Consider the following 15,063-nt stretch of genomic DNA (forward strand, 5'->3'; position numbering starts at 1 on the left):
TTGAGATGGCAGGGCCGCTTTGCGGCCCTATCGCGACACAAGGCCGCTCCTACAGAGATCGCGTAACCCCTGTAGGAGCGGCCTTGTGTCGCGATGGGGCGCGAAGCGGCCCCGGCTTTACAACGCAATTACTGCGCGGCTGTCTCCTGCACCACACGAATCACCCGCTGCGGAAACGGGATGTCGATTCCTTCAGCCTTCAACCGGTCACGCGCATGCTCATTGAGCATGAACATCACATCCCAGTAGTCGGCAGTCTTGGTCCACAGGCGCAGCGACACGGTGATCGAACTGTCGCCCAGGGTCGAAATCACCGCTTGCGGTGCCGGGTCGGGCAGCACGCGTGGGTCCTGCGCCAGCTCCAGCAGCACGTTACGGGCCTTTTGCAGGTCAGCCTCATAGTCCACGCCCACATCGAACACCACCTTGCGCGTCGGCTGGCGGTTGGTGTTGGTGATGATGCCGTTGGACAGGCTGCCGTTGGGCATGATCACTGTCTTGTTATCACCGGTGCGCAGCACGGTGTGGAAGATCTGGATGCTGTCGACCGTACCCGACACGCCTTGCGCCTCGATCCAGTCACCAATGCGGAACGGGCGGAACATCAGGATCAGCACGCCGCCAGCGAAATTCGCCAGGCTGCCTTGCAGCGCCAGGCCGATGGCCAGGCCTGCGGCACCGATGGCAGCGACGAACGAGGTGGTCTCGATACCGATCATCGACGCCACGCTGACGAACAGCAGCACCTTCAGCACAATGTTCGACAAGGTGCTGATAAACCCTTGCAGGGCCGCGTCGGCGCGCAACCCGGCCAGCTTGCCAAGGCGCGCACTTACCCGGTTGATCAGCCACCAGCCAATGGCCAGTGTCAGCAGCGCCAGCAGCAGGCGGCTGCCGTATTGCATGATCAACGGAATCCACGTCTGGGACTGGCGGACGAGCTGATCGACTTCAGCGTTCAAATCCATATTCATCTCCTGATGCCTGGCGGCATGTACACGGTAAAACCGGCCGCAACCCGCAACGCGGCCATGGAACCGATGGACATCATTTGGCCATCGGGGTTCCGGGCATTACCTGCATCAGTCGCGGAAGTTGTTGAACTGCAGCGGCATGTCGAACTCTTTGGTGCGCAGCAGGGCAATGGCTTCTTGCAGGTCGTCACGCTTCTTGCCGGTTACGCGTACTTGCTCGCCCTGGATAGCGGCCTGCACTTTCAGCTTGCCATCCTTGATGGTGGCGACGATCTTCTTGGCCAGGTCCTTGTCGATGCCTTCGCGGAACTTGGCTTCCTGTTTCTTTTCCTTGCCCGATGGGTACGGGTCTTTGGTTTCCAGGCACTTCACGTCGATCTTGCGCTTGACCAGCGCCAAGCGCAGGATTTCCAGCATCGCTTCGAGCTGGAACTCTTCCTCGGCAGTGAGCATCACTGTCTGGTCCTTTTCCTTGAACTCGAAGGTGCCCTTGCCCTTGAGGTCGTAGCGGCGGTCCAGTTCCTTGATGGCGTTGTCGACCGCGTTCTGCACTTCGTGCTTGTCCAGTTCCGATACCACGTCGAACGAAGGCATGGTTGTTCTCCCAAAATAAAAGCGCGCTCAGGCTGAAGATGGAGCGCGCTGGGTTTGACGGTTAAAATGCGGACTCATTATAACGGGTTGCGAAACGCATATGAGCAGCACCTGGCATATTCTCGGCGCCGGCAGCCTGGGCAGCCTGTGGGCTTGCCGCCTGGCGCGCGCGGGCAAGGCAGTGCGCCTGATCCTGCGGGACGGGCAACGCTTGCAGGCCTACCAGCAAGCCCGCGGCCTGACCCTGATCGAACAGGACCAGCCCCACTACTACGCCATCCCCGCAGAAACCGCGCAGGCACATGGCCCGATCCACCGTCTGCTGGTGGCCTGCAAGGCCTACGATGCCGCCCCGGCCATTGCCGGTGTGGCAACACGGCTGGCCGAGGGTGCCGAAGTGCTGTTGCTGCAGAACGGCCTGGGCAGCCAGGACGAAGTGGCCGACCTGGTGCCCCACGCACGCTGCATTTTTGCCTCCAGCACCGAAGGCGCCTTCCGTGAGGGCGACTGGCAGGTGCGCTTTGCCGGCCACGGCTTCAACTGGCTAGGCGACCCACGCAACCCGGCCACCCCCACCTGGTTCGATGACTTGCACGAAGCCGGCATCCCCGCTGAGTGGACCGTGGACATACTCACCCGCCTGTGGCGCAAGCTGGCGCTCAACTGCGCCATCAACCCGCTGACCGTGCTGCACGACTGCCAGAACGGCGGATTGCTGGGGCACCTGGGTGAAGTGGACGCACTGTGCGCCGAACTGGTCGAGTTGCTGCGCCGCTGTGGCCAGCCGCAAGCTGCGGTTGAACTGGACGAAGAAGTGCAGCGGGTTATCCTCGCCACCGCAGCCAACTACTCTTCCATGTACCAGGACGTGCGCGCCAGCCGGCGCACCGAGGTGCACTACCTGCTCGGCCATGCCTGCCGTGCAGCCGGCCGCCACGGGCTACAGTTGCCCCAGCTGGAACACCTGCACCAGCGCCTGGTCGATAACTTGCGCACACGTGGTTTGCCCTGCGATTGATGCGGCCCTTTAAACCGGATACGGACATTGCCTAGCCCATGACCTTGCGCCAACGCCTGGAAAACCTCCCGGTCGGGCAGAAGCTGCTGGCGGCCCTGCTGGTATTGCTGGTAACCATCCTGCTGGTGGCCAACCTTACCTTCATCAGTGCGGCCTACTGGATAACCCAGGAAAGCATGGCCCCCCAGGCACTGCAGACCATCGGCAGGCTGGTGGCCAACCCTCAGCTTGCCGCCCGCGCCGGCGATACCCCGGACACCGCCAACGCCCTGCTCAAGGAGCTGGACAGCTACACACCATTGCGTGCCGCCGCCGTGTACGGTGGCGACGGCCGCATGCTGGCGCAGTTGCAGCATGGCGAGCCGCTGGCCCTGCCCAAGCGTTTTCGCAACATCGATGGCTGGCGCCTGATGGAGTTTCGCAGCACCCAGCTGATCCGCATCCCGCGCGACGCCAACCCGCCAGCGCACCTGCTGCTGGTGGCCAGCAGCGAGCTGCCCACCGCCTTCTACACCGGCACCCTCAGCGCCAGCCTGGGCATCCTGGTGTTCAGCATCCTGCTGTGGATCGTCATCGCCCGGCAAATCAAACGCCTGATCACCCAGCCGATCCATCAGCTTGAAGAGCTCAGCCGCCAGGTCACGCGTGAAGAGAGCTACGCGCTGCGGGCCACACGTGGCAACGACGACGAAATCGGCAGCCTGGCCGCAGCCTTCAATACCATGCTGTCGCGCATCGAGGCCCGCGAGCAGCAGCTCAAGCGCGCTCGCGACGAGTTCCAGGATGCCTACGACCAGGCCCAGGGCCTGGCCGAGGAAACGCGCCATACCAACCGCAAGCTGGAGCTGGAAGTGCAGGTGCGCAGCAAGATCGAAAAAAAGCTCACCGGCTTTCAGAACTACCTCAACAGCATCATCGACTCGATGCCCTCGGCGTTGATCGCCCTCGACGAACAGCTTTACGTGACCCAATGGAACCACGAAGCCACGGTGCTTTCCGGCACGCCACTGGACGAAGCCCTGAACCAGCCGGTGTTCATTGCCTTCGAGCCGCTAAAGCCGTTCCTGCCACAACTGAAGGACACCGTGGAAAAGCACCGGGTGGCGAAGGTGGAGCGGGTTACCTGGCCCAAGGGGGACGACCTGCGCCACTACGCCCTGACCTTCTATCCGCTGACCGGCGGCGGCGGGCGCGGCGTGGTCATCCGTATCGACGACATTACCCAGCGCCTGTCGCTGGAAGAGATGATGGTGCAATCCGAGAAGATGCTCTCGGTCGGTGGCCTGGCGGCGGGCATGGCCCACGAAATCAACAACCCGCTAGGCGCTATCCTGCACAACGTACAGAACATTCGCCGGCGCCTGTCGCCAGAGTTGCCGCGCAACCAGGAGCAAGCCGAAGAACTGGGCATCGACCTGCCCACGGTCAACCGTTACCTGGCCAGCCGTGAAGTGCCGCAACTGCTCGATGGCATCCAGCAGGCCGGCGCACGGGCAGCCAAGATCGTTACCCACATGCTCAGCTTCAGCCGCCGTAGCAACCGTCAGCTGGCACCGTGCGACCTGCCAGCCCTGATCGACCAGGCGGTGGAAATTGCCGGCAACGACTTCGACCTGACCATCGGTTTCGACTTCAAGGGCCAGGCCATCGTGCGCCAGTTCGACCCCGCGCTCGGGCCAGTGCCCTGTACGGCCAACGAACTGGAACAGGTGCTGCTCAACCTACTGAAGAACGCCGCCCAAGCCATCCACTTGCGCCCGCAGCCGAGTGAGCCAGGGCGCATTACCCTGCGCACGCGGCTGAACCCGCCGTGGGCGGAAATCCAGGTCGAGGACAACGGCGTCGGCATGCCCGAGGCAGTGCGCAAACGCACCTTCGAGCCATTTTTCACCACCAAGGAAATCGGCCAGGGCACCGGGCTGGGCTTGTCGGTTTCATATTTCATCATCACCAACAATCACAAGGGGCAGATGGAAGTGCAGTCCACGCCCGGCCAGGGCACCTGCTTCACCCTGCGCCTGCCCCTCGGCCAGCCGGCGATGCCGGCCAACACGGAGAAGTGACATGGGTTACCGCCTGTCGAAGATTTACACGCGTACCGGCGACAAGGGCGAAACCGGCCTGGGCGATGGTCGACGGGTGCCCAAGGACCACCCGCGGATCGAGGCGATTGGCGAGGTAGACAGCCTGAACAGCCAGCTGGGCTTGCTGCTGGCCGGGCTGGACGAGCAAGGGCTGGATGAGGTGAGCACCGTGCTGGCACCGTGTCAGCACCGTTTGTTCGACCTGGGGGGCGAGCTGGCGATGCCGAGTTACCAGGCGTTGAACCTGGCGGAAGTTGAGCGGCTGGAAGCGGCCATCGATGCATGGAACGACGACTTGGGGCCGTTGAAGAACTTCATTCTGCCCAGTGGTTCGGCGCTGGTGGCGCAGGCGCATGTGTGCCGTAGCCTGGCGCGCAGCGCAGAGCGGCGCTGCCAGCAGTTGAATGCGCTGGAGCCGTTGGAAGGTGTTGGGTTGGCGTACATCAACCGGCTTTCGGATCTGCTGTTTGTGGCGGCGCGGATCATTGGCCGGCGGCAGGGGGTGGCTGAGGTGTTGTGGCAGCCTGCTGAAAAGCCTCAAGGCTGATAGTTTTGGGGCTGCTTTGCAGCCCATCGCGACACAAGGCCGCTCCTACAGGGGATCGCGTTTTCCTGTAGGAGCGGCCTTGTGTCGCGATGGGCCGCAAGCGGCCCCAATTGCTCAGGCCTCAGGCCAGAACGCCCGAATCCCGGCCACACCTTGTGCGCCGGCTTCCCAGGCCTGCTCACGCTCACCCGGCCCTACCCCACCCAAGAGGTAGACCGGCTTGTTGAACCCGGCAATCAAACGCTGCGCCTCATCCCAGCCCAATGGCACCGCCTCGGGATGGGTCTGGGTAGCCTGCACCGGCGACAAGGTGACAAAGTCCACATCCATCTGCGCTGCCAGCGCCAGTTCCTCAGCGCTGTGGCAGGACGCCGCCAGCCAGCGCTGCTTGGGGAACGGCCGGCCCTTGGCTGCATACTTGCGCAGCTGTGCTGCCGTCAGGTGCCAACCCGCCGAGGGGAAGTCGCCCAGCCACTCCAGCGGCCCTTTGAGCATCAGCTGTGCTTTACCTGCGCATAGCCCGACCGCATCCACCGCCACGTCGCGGTATTTGGGGTCGTACATGTCCGGGGCACGCAACTGGATCAGGCGAATACCATTGGCCACTGCTTTCTGGATGCCCTTGAGCATCTGCGGCACTTCCAGGCCATCCGGGGTAATCAGGTACTGATCCGGCAGGCGCGCGGCAGCCACGATCGGCTTGTTGGCCTCAGGGAACTCGTATTGGGGCAGGTCGCGCGGGGCCACCCATTCCAGCGGCTGCCCCTCGGCGCCATGGGGCTCGCCGGTGAACGCGTCAACTTCGCGCACATCCAGCAGCACCTGTTTGTCCGGGTAGTCATGGCTGACCTTGATCAGCGCACGCGAGCGGGTCACCTCGATGCCCAGCTCCTCGCACAGCTCACGGGCCAGCGCTGCCTCCACGCTTTCGCCCGCTTCCACCTTGCCACCAGGGAATTCCCACAGGCCACCCTGGTGCTGGGTATCCGCCCGGCGGGCAATCAGGATACGGCCGTCATTGCCACGAATGACAGCAGCTACTACATGAATCCGTTTCACCCTTCACGCTCCGCCAGGCCGGCCTGTTGCCAAGCCTTGAAGGCTGGCCACTGATAGATGGTTTCGATGTAGGCGGCCGCCTCTGCGGGTACCTCCACGCGGTAGGTGCGCAGGCGCACGGCCACCGGGGCGAAGAAGGCATCGGCCAGGCTCGGCTTGCCAAACAGGAATGGCCCGCTGTCCTTGGCCACCACACGGCATTCGGACCACAGCGCGACGATACGGTCGATGTCGATCTGCACGTCCAGCGGCATATCGTCCAGGGCCTTGTCACGCGAGAGGTCGAACGGCATGGCGCCACGCAGCGCAAAGAACCCGCTGTGCATCTGCGCACAGGCCGAACGGGCCTGGGCACGGGCAGCAACGTCGGCCGGCCACAGCTGGGCCTCGGGGTGGCGTTCGTTGAGGTATTCGGCAACGGCCAGCGAGTCGGCGATCACACCGTGCTCGGTCTTCAGCAGCGGGACCTTGCCGGTGGCGGAATAAGCGAGGATACGCTGACGGGTGTCAGGCTGATTGAGTTTGATCAGGGATTCTTCGTAGGGCACGCCGGCCAGCTCGAGGGCCAGGGCGCCACGTAGCGACCAGGAGGAATACAGCTTGTCGCCGATGATCAGGTGATAGCTCATGGTTCGGCTCCATCGGTTTGGATTTTTTGGGGCTGCTGTGCAGCCCATCGCGACGCAAGGCCGCTCCTACAGTTACAGCGCGAACTCATGTAGGAGCGGCCTTGTGTCGCGATCGGGCCGCACAGCGGCCCCAGTTACATCAGGTACGGTATTCGGCGTTGATCTTCACGTATTCGTGGGACAGGTCGGTGGTCCAGATGGTTTCGCTGCACGCACCACGGCCCAGTTCGATACGGATGGTGATCTCTTCCTGGGCCATCACGGCCGAACCTTGCGCTTCGGTGTAGCTTGGGCTGCGGCCGCCCTGGCTGGCGATGCACACGTTGTCGAGATACACGTCGATCAGGCTCACATCCAGCTCCGGCACGCCCGCACGGCCAACGGCGGCGAGGATACGGCCCCAGTTCGGGTCGGAGGCGAACAGCGCGGTCTTGATCAGTGGCGAATGCGCCACCGCATAGCCCACGTCCAGGCACTCCTGATGGTTGCCGCCACCGTTGACCTGCACGGTCACGAACTTGGTAGCGCCTTCACCATCACGGACGATGGCCTGGGCGACTTCCATGCACACTTCGAACACGGCCTTTTTCAGCGCTTCGAACAGCGCACCGCTGGCTTCGGTCACTTCAGGCAGATTGGCCTTGCCGGTAGCGATCAGCATGCAGCAATCGTTGGTCGAAGTGTCGCCATCGATGGTGATGCGGTTGAACGACTTGTTGGCGCCGTCCAGCATCAGGTCCTTGAGCACCGCCGGGGCAACCTTGGCGTCGGTAGCGATGTAGCCGAGCATGGTGGCCATGTTCGGGCGGATCATGCCTGCACCCTTGCTGATGCCGGTGACCGTCACGGTCACGCCATCGTGCTGGAACTGGCGGCTGGCACCCTTGGGCAGGGTGTCGGTGGTCATGATGCCGGTGGCAGCTTCAGCCCAGTGGTTTTCCGACAGATTGTCGAGGGCGGCCTGCAGCGCACCTTCGATCTTCTCGACCGGCAGCGGCTCGCCGATCACGCCGGTGGAGAATGGCAGTACCGATTCAGCCGGCACGCCTGTCAGCTCGGCCAGCTTGGCGCAGGTACGCTCGGCAGCAGCCAGGCCTGGCGCGCCAGTACCGGCGTTGGCGTTACCGGTGTTGGTCAGCAGGTAGCGCACGGTGCCCTGTACACGCTGTTTGGACAGGATCACTGGCGCTGCACAGAAGGCATTGAGCGTGAACACGCCAGCCACGCTGGAGCCTTCGGCACAACGCATGACCACCACATCCTTGCGCCCAGGGCGCTTGATGCCGGCAGAAGCGATGCCGAGTTCAAAACCCGGAACCGGGTGCAGGGTGGGCAAAGGACCAAGACCAACAGCCATTAGAGCGCTCCTAGAAAATACGGTGAACAGGTGATGGAAGAGCGGGGCCGCTTCGCGCCCCATCGCGACACAAGGCCGCTCCTACAGGATTGTCGCGATTCCTGTAGGAGCGGCCTTGTGTCGCGATGGGCCGCAAAGCGGCCCCCGGATGTTTCAGGTTACAACAGCCTGGTCAGATCACTCGATCTGCCCGTGGCAATGCTTGAACTTCTTGCCCGAACCACACCAGCACGGCTCGTTGCGGCCCAGCTTCTGGTCGTTGCGTACAGGTGCCGAGGCAACGGCCACTTCGTCGCCCTCCTCGCTCAATTGCCCGCTTTCAAGGCCTGGGGCAGCGGCATGCTGGAACTGCATGCGGCTGGCCAGCTCCTCGGCCTCGCGGCGCAGGCGAGCTTCCTCTTCGGCCGGGTCTTCGCGGCGAACCTGAACGTGCGACAGCACGCGGATGGTGTCGCGCTTGATCGACTCGAGCAGCTCCTGGAACAGGGTGAACGATTCGCGCTTGTACTCCTGCTTCGGGTTCTTCTGCGCATAGCCGCGCAGGTGAATACCGTGACGCAGGTGGTCCATGGTCGACAAGTGGTCTTTCCACAGGTCGTCCAGCACGCGCAGCAGGATCTGCTTCTCGAAGGTACGCAGCGCGTCGATACCGGCCTGGTCTTCCTTCTCGGTGTAGGCAGTAGTGATCTCGTTCAGCAGCTTCTCGCGCAGGGTCTCTTCGTAGAGGTGATCATCCTCGTCGAGCCACTGCTGGATCGGCAGCTTCATGGCGAAATCGCTGGCCAGCGAAGCCTCCAGGCCGGCCACATCCCACTGCTCAGGCAGCGACTGCGGCGGGATGTGCTGGCTGATGGTAGCGTCCAGCACTTCCTTGCGGAATTCGACGATGGTGTCGCCAATGTTCTCGGCAGCCAGCAGGCTGTTGCGCATGTGGTAGATCACCTTGCGCTGCTCGTTGGCCACGTCGTCGTATTCGAGCAATTGCTTGCGGATGTCGAAGTTGCGGCCTTCGACCTTGCGCTGAGCCTTCTCGATGGCGTTGGTGACCATGCGGTGTTCGATGGCCTCGCCCGACTGCATGCCCAGTGCCTTCATGAAGTTCTTCACCCGATCAGAGGCGAAGATACGCATCAGGCTGTCTTCCAGCGACAGGTAGAAGCGGCTGGAGCCCGGGTCACCCTGACGGCCGGAACGGCCACGCAACTGGTTGTCGATACGGCGCGACTCGTGGCGCTCGGAAGCAATCACGTGCAGGCCACCGGCTTCGATCACCTGCTGGTGGCGCTTCTGCCAGCCGGCCTTGATCTGGGCGACTTGCTCGGCAGTCGGGTTTTCCAGGGTGGCCACTTCGGCTTCCCAGTTACCACCCAGGAGAATGTCGGTACCACGGCCAGCCATGTTGGTGGCGATGGTCAGCGCACCAGGGGCACCGGCTTGCGCAATGATCTCGGCTTCTTTCTCGTGGTACTTGGCGTTCAGTACCTTGTGGTCGATGCCCTCCTTCTTGAGCAGGTTCGACATGTGCTCGGAGGTTTCGATGGTCGCGGTACCCACCAGGATCGGCCGGCCCTGCTTCATGCTTTCCTTGATGTCGGCAATGATCGCAGCGTATTTCTCGTCGGCGGTCAGGTACACCAGGTCGTTGAAGTCTTTACGCGCCAGAGGTTTGTTCGGCGGGATGACCATCACGTTCAGGGCGTAGATCGACTGGAACTCGAACGCTTCGGTATCCGCGGTACCGGTCATGCCGGACAGCTTGGTGTACAGGCGGAAGTAGTTCTGGAACGTGGTCGAAGCCAGGGTCTGGCTCTCGGCCTGGATGTTCAGGTTCTCTTTGGCCTCGATGGCCTGGTGCAGGCCTTCGGACAGGCGACGACCCGGCATGGTACGGCCGGTGTGTTCGTCGATCAGCAGTACCTGGCCGTCCTGGACAATGTACTCGATGTTGCGGTGGAACAGCTTGTGCGCGCGCAGGCCGGCGTAGACGTGAGTCAGCAAGCCCAGGTTGTGCGCGGAGTACAGGCTCTCGCCCTCGGCCAGCAGGCCGGCCTGGGTGAGCATTTCCTCGATGTACTGGTGACCGGCTTCGTTCAGCTCGACCTGGCGGCTCTTCTCGTCGATGGTGAAGTGGCCTTCCTGGGTGACCTGGCCTTCCACTTCCTCGATGTGCTGCGTCAGGCGCGGGATCAGGCGGTTGATCTCGATGTACAGCTTGGAGCTGTCCTCGGCCTGGCCGGAAATGATCAGCGGGGTACGCGCTTCGTCGATGAGGATGGAGTCGACTTCGTCGATCACGGCGAAGTTCAGTTCACGCTGGAACTTCTCTTCCTGGCTGAATGCCATGTTGTCGCGCAGGTAGTCGAAACCGAATTCGTTGTTGGTACCGTAGGTAATGTCGGACGCATAGGCGGCGCGCTTTTCTTCCGGTGGCTGGAAGGCCGAGACGATGCCGACCGACAGGCCGAGGAACTCGTACAGCGGGCGCATCCAGTTGGCGTCACGGCGGGCCAGGTAGTCGTTGACGGTGACCACGTGCACGCCCTTGCCGGACAGTGCGTTGAGGTACACGGCCAGGGTACCGACCAAGGTCTTGCCTTCACCGGTGCGCATTTCTGCGATCATGCCCTCGTGCAGGGTCATGCCGCCGATCAGCTGCACATCAAAGTGACGCATGCCCATGACGCGCTTGCCGGCCTCACGGGCCACGGCAAAGGCTTCAGGCAGCAATTGGTCCAGTGTCTCGCCTTTGGCCAGGCGCTCCTTGAACTCTGCGGTCTTGCCCCGCAGTTGCTCGTCGGAGAGGGCCACCATCTTCTCTTCGAAGGCATTGACGATACTCACCGTCTTGAGCATGCGTTTCACTTCACGCTCGTTCTTGCTTCCAAAAAGTTTTTTTAACAAAGGCGCAAACATATCGGCAGGATCTTCCACACGTAGGGATGGAGGGCGGCCCCATGAGTCGCCCGTGCAGCCCTGAGGCCGCATGCGAACGAGCATTCTACCCGGAAACGATGGTGAGGAAAGTGGTGGATTTCCACGATGCTATTACAGCGTTTTGGCGGGGGCCTGTTTTAGATAGGGGCATTTTCCCTGAGTTCAAGGCCTGGCAAGATGAAAGCTATCGAGAATTAGTCTTATCTTTTGTCGCCTGTGCCGGCCTCTTCGCGGGCTTGCCCGCTCCCACAGGTCCCAGGGTTGTGCGTGACCTGTGGGAGCGGGCAAGCCCGCGAAGAGGCCGGTACAGGTAACAGAGGTGTTAAACTGCGGTTCTTGCAACCTCATACGAACCCCATGGCCTACAAACCCTCCCCCGCCCAGCCACCTTCAGCCCTGCTGCGCCAGGTGCGCCCGCTGCGCCTGCTGCTGAACCAGGCCGAGCGCCTGGAGCACTTGCAGCGCCTGCTGGAGAGCCAGCTGCAACCGGCTGCCCGCGAGCACTGCCATGTCGCCTCATGGCGTGACGGCACCTTGTTGCTGGTGGTAACCGACGGTCATTGGGCTACCCGCCTGCGCTACCAGCAAAAGCGCTTGCTGGCGGCATTACAGGCCATGGAAGCCTTCGGCAACCTGCGGCGCATCCTGTACAAGGTGCAGCCGCCGCTGGTACCGGCCAAACGTGGCGGGCACGCGGCCGAGCTGTCGAACAGCGCCGCCGAGAGCCTGCGCGACACTGCCGAGGGCATCACCGACCCCAAGCTGCGCGCAGCATTGGAGCGGTTGGCCGCCCACGCTCAGGGCAAGCCATAAAAAAGGCCACCCGAAGGTGGCCTTGATTACAACACTAGAGAGAGTGTTCGAACTTACACGGCCGCAACAGGGCGCATGTACGAGATCGGTGCCGTGCTGGCATCTTCGAACGTAACCACTTCCCAGGCATCGGTTTCAGCAATCAGCTTGCGCAGCAGCTGGTTGTTCAGCGCGTGGCCGGACTTGTAGCCCTTGAACTCGCCGATCAGGCTGTTGCCCAGCAGATAGAGGTCGCCAATGGCGTCGAGGATCTTGTGCTTGACGAATTCGTCATCGGAACGAAGGCCGTCTTCGTTAAGCACGCCAGTCTCGTCGACCACGATGGCGTTCTCGACACTGCCGCCCAACGCAAGGTTGTGCTTGCGCAGGTATTCGATGTCACGCATGAAGCCGAAAGTGCGGGCGCGGCTGACTTCCTTCACGAACGACGTGCTGGAGAAGTCGACGACTGCACTCTGGGTCTGGCCCTTGAGGACCGGGTGATCGAAGTCGATCTCGAAGCTCACCTTGAACCCTTCGAAAGGCAGGAACGTGGCGCGCTTGTCGCCCTCTTCCACGGTTACCTCACGCAGGATGCGGATGAACTTCTTGGCTGCGTCCTGTTCTTCCAGGCCGGCAGACTGAATCAGGAATACAAAAGGACCGGCGCTGCCATCCATGATCGGCACTTCCGAGGCGGAGAGCTCGACGTAGGCGTTATCGATGCCCAGGCCCGCCATGGCGGAGAGCAGGTGCTCGACCGTATCGACCTTGACGTCACCGTTGACCAGCGTCGTCGACATGGTTGTCTCGCCGACGTTGGCCGCACGCGCAGCGATTTCGACCACAGGGTCGAGGTCGGCGCGGCGGAAGACGATGCCGGTGTCAACAGGTGCAGGCTTGAGGGTCAGGTAAACCTTCTCCCCGGAGTGCAGACCGACACCTGTGGCACGGATGGTATTCTTCAGGGTGCGTTGTTTAATCATGGCATTGGCCGCTTCAGCGCAAATTGCGAACAGGTATCAACAAAGGCTGGGGATAATAACAGACCCAACCTTTGATGAATACCAATCACCTTTATACCCCTGATAAATTCCATTAATCAGCCTGACGACGCAGGAAAGCCGGGATATCGAGGTAGTCCAGGTCGTCCTGAGGGTTCAGTTTAGCGGCTGCGGCAGCACCTGCATGGGCCTGGTTGCGCATCACGGTCGGGCGCTCCAGGTCACGGTAGTTCACCGCTGGTTGCTCTTGGCGAACCGGTGCAGGGTTGGATGCTTCGTACGCCTGCTGGGCGGTCTGCAGGGTGTTGTCGACCACCTTGACCGGCTTCTCGATGCGCGCACCCAGGCCAGTGGCCACAACGGTCACGTGCAGCTCGTCACGCATGTCCGGGTCGATCACGGTACCGACCTTGACCATGGCCTGGTCAGAGGCGAAGGCTTCGATGATGCTACCCACATCGGAGTATTCACCCAGCGACAGGTCAGGGCCTGCGGTGATGTTCACCAGGATGCCGCGGGCGCCCTGCAGGTTGACGTCTTCCAGCAGCGGGTTGCGGATTGCAGCCTCGGTGGCTTCACGCGCACGGTTAGGGCCGCTGGCGCAGCCAGTACCCATCATCGCCATGCCCATTTCGCCCATGACGGTGCGCACGTCGGCGAAGTCGACGTTGATCATGCCCGGGCGCTTGATGATGTCGGAGATACCGCGAACGGCACCCGCCAGTACATCGTCGGCCTTGGCGAAGGCGGACAGCAGGCTGGCATCCTTGCCCAGGATGGTCAGCAGCTTCTCGTTGGGAATGGTGATCAACGAGTCGACGCTTTCGGCCAGCATGCGGATGCCTTCATCGGCGATCTGCATACGTTTGCGGCCTTCGAACGGGAACGGACGGGTCACCACGGCTACGGTGAGGATGCCCATTTCCTTGGCCACTTCGGCAATGATCGGTGCCGCACCGGTGCCGGTACCGCCGCCCATGCCGGTGGTGATGAACACCATGTTGGTGCCCTGCAGCACTTCTGCGATGCGCTCACGGTCTTCCAGCGCGGCCTGACGGCCGACTTCCGGATTGGCACCAGCACCCAGGCCCTTGGTCACGCCAGTGCCCAATTGCAGGATGGTACGCGCACCGATGTTTTTCAGTGCTTGAGCATCGGTGTTGGCGCAGATGAATTCGACGCCTTCGATGCTGCTCTTGACCATGTGGTTGACGGCGTTGCCGCCACCGCCACCCACGCCGATCACCTTGATGACCGGGCTTTGCGGGACGTTGTCTACGAGCTCGAACATTTTCCCTCTCCTTACAGTTCTCTAGTTGTTGCGCCTACCACTACTGCTTTGAAACTTAGAAGTTGCCCTGGACCCACTTCTTGAAGCGCTCAAGTACTGGGGCCTTCGGTTCATCGCCATAGCTGTTGTTGCTGCTGTTGCTGTTACCGGTCAGGACCATGTCCTCGGACTGCTTCAGCAGGCCGTAGGTGAGCAGGCCCACTCCGGTGGAATAGATCGGGTTGCGCACCACGTCGCTCAGCCCCCGAACGCTGTGCGGCACGCCCAGGCGTACCGGCATGTGGAAGATTTCCTCGGCCAGTTCCACGGCACCTTCCATCTTCGCGGTGCCACCGGTGAGGACGATGCCGGCCGGCACCAGGTCCTCGTATCCGCTGCGGCGCAGTTCGGCCTGGATCAGGGTGAAGAGCTCGTCGTAACGTGGCTCCACTACCTCGGCCAGGGCCTGGCGCGACAGCTCGCGCGGTGGGCGGTCGCCCACGCTCGGCACCTTGATGGTCTCGCCGGCGCCGGCCAGCTTGGCCAGGGCGCAGGCATAGCGGATCTTGATTTCTTCGGCGTACTGGGTGGGTGTACGCAGGGCCATGGCGATGTCGTTGGTCACCTGGTCACCGGCAATCGGGATGACCGCGGTGTGGCGGATGGCGCCCTCGGTGAAAATGGCGATGTCGGTAGTGCCGCCACCGATATCCACCAGGCACACGCCCAGCTCTTTCTCATCGTCGGTCAGCACCGAGTAGGCCGAAGCCAGCTGCTCGAGGATGATGTCGTCGATTTCCA

At 62.3% G+C, this 15,063-nt stretch carries 13 protein-coding genes; 4 read left to right on the forward strand and 9 right to left on the reverse strand.

The window, feature by feature from the left end:
• Window positions 1-128: 128 nt before the first annotated feature.
• Both ACQKPZ_RS26870 and ACQKPZ_RS26875 read right to left on the reverse strand, forming a co-directional pair.
• Window positions 129-968, reverse strand: coding sequence for a mechanosensitive ion channel family protein (locus ACQKPZ_RS26870; RefSeq protein ID WP_391127731.1), 840 nt, complete (start codon window positions 966-968; stop codon window positions 129-131).
• Window positions 969-1,082: 114 nt separating this feature from the next.
• Window positions 1,083-1,568, reverse strand: a complete 486-nt coding sequence (locus ACQKPZ_RS26875; protein WP_391127728.1) for a YajQ family cyclic di-GMP-binding protein — start codon at window positions 1,566-1,568, stop codon at window positions 1,083-1,085.
• Between the two features lie 100 nt (window positions 1,569-1,668).
• Here ACQKPZ_RS26875 and ACQKPZ_RS26880 point away from each other — a divergent pair, with 100 nt between their 5' ends.
• From ACQKPZ_RS26880 to ACQKPZ_RS26890, 3 genes are read left to right on the forward strand one after another with little or no spacing between them, the layout of a single operon-like run.
• Complete coding sequence (locus ACQKPZ_RS26880) at window positions 1,669-2,586, forward strand: putative 2-dehydropantoate 2-reductase (protein ID WP_427544091.1); 918 nt, start codon at window positions 1,669-1,671, stop codon at window positions 2,584-2,586.
• 38 nt (window positions 2,587-2,624) lie between these two features.
• The gene (locus tag ACQKPZ_RS26885) at window positions 2,625-4,649 is read left to right on the forward strand and encodes a sensor histidine kinase (RefSeq protein WP_427544094.1); all 2,025 of its coding nucleotides are present in this window, start codon (window positions 2,625-2,627) and stop codon (window positions 4,647-4,649) included.
• Window position 4,650: 1 nt separating this feature from the next.
• Entirely contained in the window at window positions 4,651-5,217 is a 567-nt protein-coding gene (locus ACQKPZ_RS26890; protein WP_427544097.1) for a cob(I)yrinic acid a,c-diamide adenosyltransferase, read from the forward strand.
• A 114-nt stretch (window positions 5,218-5,331) separates the two neighbouring features.
• On the opposite strand, the gene ACQKPZ_RS26895 is transcribed toward ACQKPZ_RS26890, so the two are convergent.
• The 4 genes from ACQKPZ_RS26895 to secA all read right to left on the reverse strand — a co-directional run bounded on the left by ACQKPZ_RS26895 (window position 5,332) and on the right by secA (window position 11,175).
• Window positions 5,332-6,276: a Nudix family hydrolase gene (locus tag ACQKPZ_RS26895; protein ID WP_427544100.1), complete on the reverse strand. Its 945-nt coding sequence runs from the start codon at window positions 6,274-6,276 to the stop codon at window positions 5,332-5,334.
• Window positions 6,273-6,905 carry a glutathione S-transferase family protein gene (locus tag ACQKPZ_RS26900; RefSeq protein ID WP_427544103.1) on the reverse strand — a complete coding sequence of 211 codons (633 nt, stop codon included), beginning with the start codon at window positions 6,903-6,905 and terminating at the stop codon, window positions 6,273-6,275. The genes ACQKPZ_RS26895 and ACQKPZ_RS26900 overlap by 4 nt, the downstream gene beginning before the upstream one ends.
• A gap of 139 nt (window positions 6,906-7,044) precedes the next feature.
• The gene (gene argJ, locus ACQKPZ_RS26905; RefSeq protein WP_391127711.1) at window positions 7,045-8,262 is read right to left on the reverse strand and encodes a bifunctional glutamate N-acetyltransferase/amino-acid acetyltransferase ArgJ; all 1,218 of its coding nucleotides are present in this window, start codon (window positions 8,260-8,262) and stop codon (window positions 7,045-7,047) included.
• Window positions 8,263-8,439: 177 nt separating this feature from the next.
• Window positions 8,440-11,175 (reverse strand): preprotein translocase subunit SecA, encoded by a 2,736-nt coding sequence (secA, locus tag ACQKPZ_RS26910; RefSeq protein WP_427544106.1) that lies wholly within the window; start codon window positions 11,173-11,175, stop codon window positions 8,440-8,442.
• Between the two features lie 378 nt (window positions 11,176-11,553).
• Here secA and ACQKPZ_RS26915 point away from each other — a divergent pair, with 378 nt between their 5' ends.
• On the forward strand, window positions 11,554-12,009 hold the full coding sequence (locus ACQKPZ_RS26915) for a DUF721 domain-containing protein (protein WP_003251875.1): 456 nt from the start codon (window positions 11,554-11,556) through the stop codon (window positions 12,007-12,009).
• A 53-nt stretch (window positions 12,010-12,062) separates the two neighbouring features.
• Here the strand turns inward: ACQKPZ_RS26915 and lpxC are convergent, their stop codons facing one another.
• The 3 genes from lpxC to ftsA form a co-directional block, all read right to left on the reverse strand.
• The gene (gene lpxC, locus ACQKPZ_RS26920) at window positions 12,063-12,974 is read right to left on the reverse strand and encodes a UDP-3-O-acyl-N-acetylglucosamine deacetylase (protein WP_391127704.1); all 912 of its coding nucleotides are present in this window, start codon (window positions 12,972-12,974) and stop codon (window positions 12,063-12,065) included.
• A gap of 112 nt (window positions 12,975-13,086) precedes the next feature.
• On the reverse strand, window positions 13,087-14,283 hold the full coding sequence (ftsZ, locus tag ACQKPZ_RS26925; RefSeq protein WP_284354440.1) for a cell division protein FtsZ: 1,197 nt from the start codon (window positions 14,281-14,283) through the stop codon (window positions 13,087-13,089).
• 55 nt (window positions 14,284-14,338) lie between these two features.
• A partial coding sequence (ftsA, locus tag ACQKPZ_RS26930) for a cell division protein FtsA (RefSeq protein WP_427544109.1) occupies window positions 14,339-15,063 on the reverse strand: 725 nt, incomplete at its 5' end.

Source organism: Pseudomonas sp. NPDC089547 (assembly GCF_050280665.1).
Lineage (GTDB): Bacteria > Pseudomonadota > Gammaproteobacteria > Pseudomonadales > Pseudomonadaceae > Aquipseudomonas.

Bases quoted from the DNA above. Each gene is read 5' to 3' on its own strand.
- ACQKPZ_RS26870 (WP_391127731.1), bottom strand. From the start codon at position 968: ATGGATTTGAACGCTGAAGTCGATCAGCTCGTCCGCCAGTCCCAGACG.
- ACQKPZ_RS26875 (WP_391127728.1), bottom strand. From the start codon at position 1,568: ATGCCTTCGTTCGACGTGGTATCGGAACTGGACAAGCACGAAGTGCAG.
- ACQKPZ_RS26880 (WP_427544091.1), top strand. From the start codon at position 1,669: ATGAGCAGCACCTGGCATATTCTCGGCGCCGGCAGCCTGGGCAGCCTG.
- ACQKPZ_RS26885 (WP_427544094.1), top strand. From the start codon at position 2,625: ATGACCTTGCGCCAACGCCTGGAAAACCTCCCGGTCGGGCAGAAGCTG.
- ACQKPZ_RS26890 (WP_427544097.1), top strand. From the start codon at position 4,651: ATGGGTTACCGCCTGTCGAAGATTTACACGCGTACCGGCGACAAGGGC.
- ACQKPZ_RS26900 (WP_427544103.1), bottom strand. From the start codon at position 6,905: ATGAGCTATCACCTGATCATCGGCGACAAGCTGTATTCCTCCTGGTCG.
- argJ (WP_391127711.1), bottom strand. From the start codon at position 8,262: ATGGCTGTTGGTCTTGGTCCTTTGCCCACCCTGCACCCGGTTCCGGGT.
- secA (WP_427544106.1), bottom strand. From the start codon at position 11,175: ATGTTTGCGCCTTTGTTAAAAAAACTTTTTGGAAGCAAGAACGAGCGT.
- ACQKPZ_RS26915 (WP_003251875.1), top strand. From the start codon at position 11,554: ATGGCCTACAAACCCTCCCCCGCCCAGCCACCTTCAGCCCTGCTGCGC.
- lpxC (WP_391127704.1), bottom strand. From the start codon at position 12,974: ATGATTAAACAACGCACCCTGAAGAATACCATCCGTGCCACAGGTGTC.
- ftsZ (WP_284354440.1), bottom strand. From the start codon at position 14,283: ATGTTCGAGCTCGTAGACAACGTCCCGCAAAGCCCGGTCATCAAGGTG.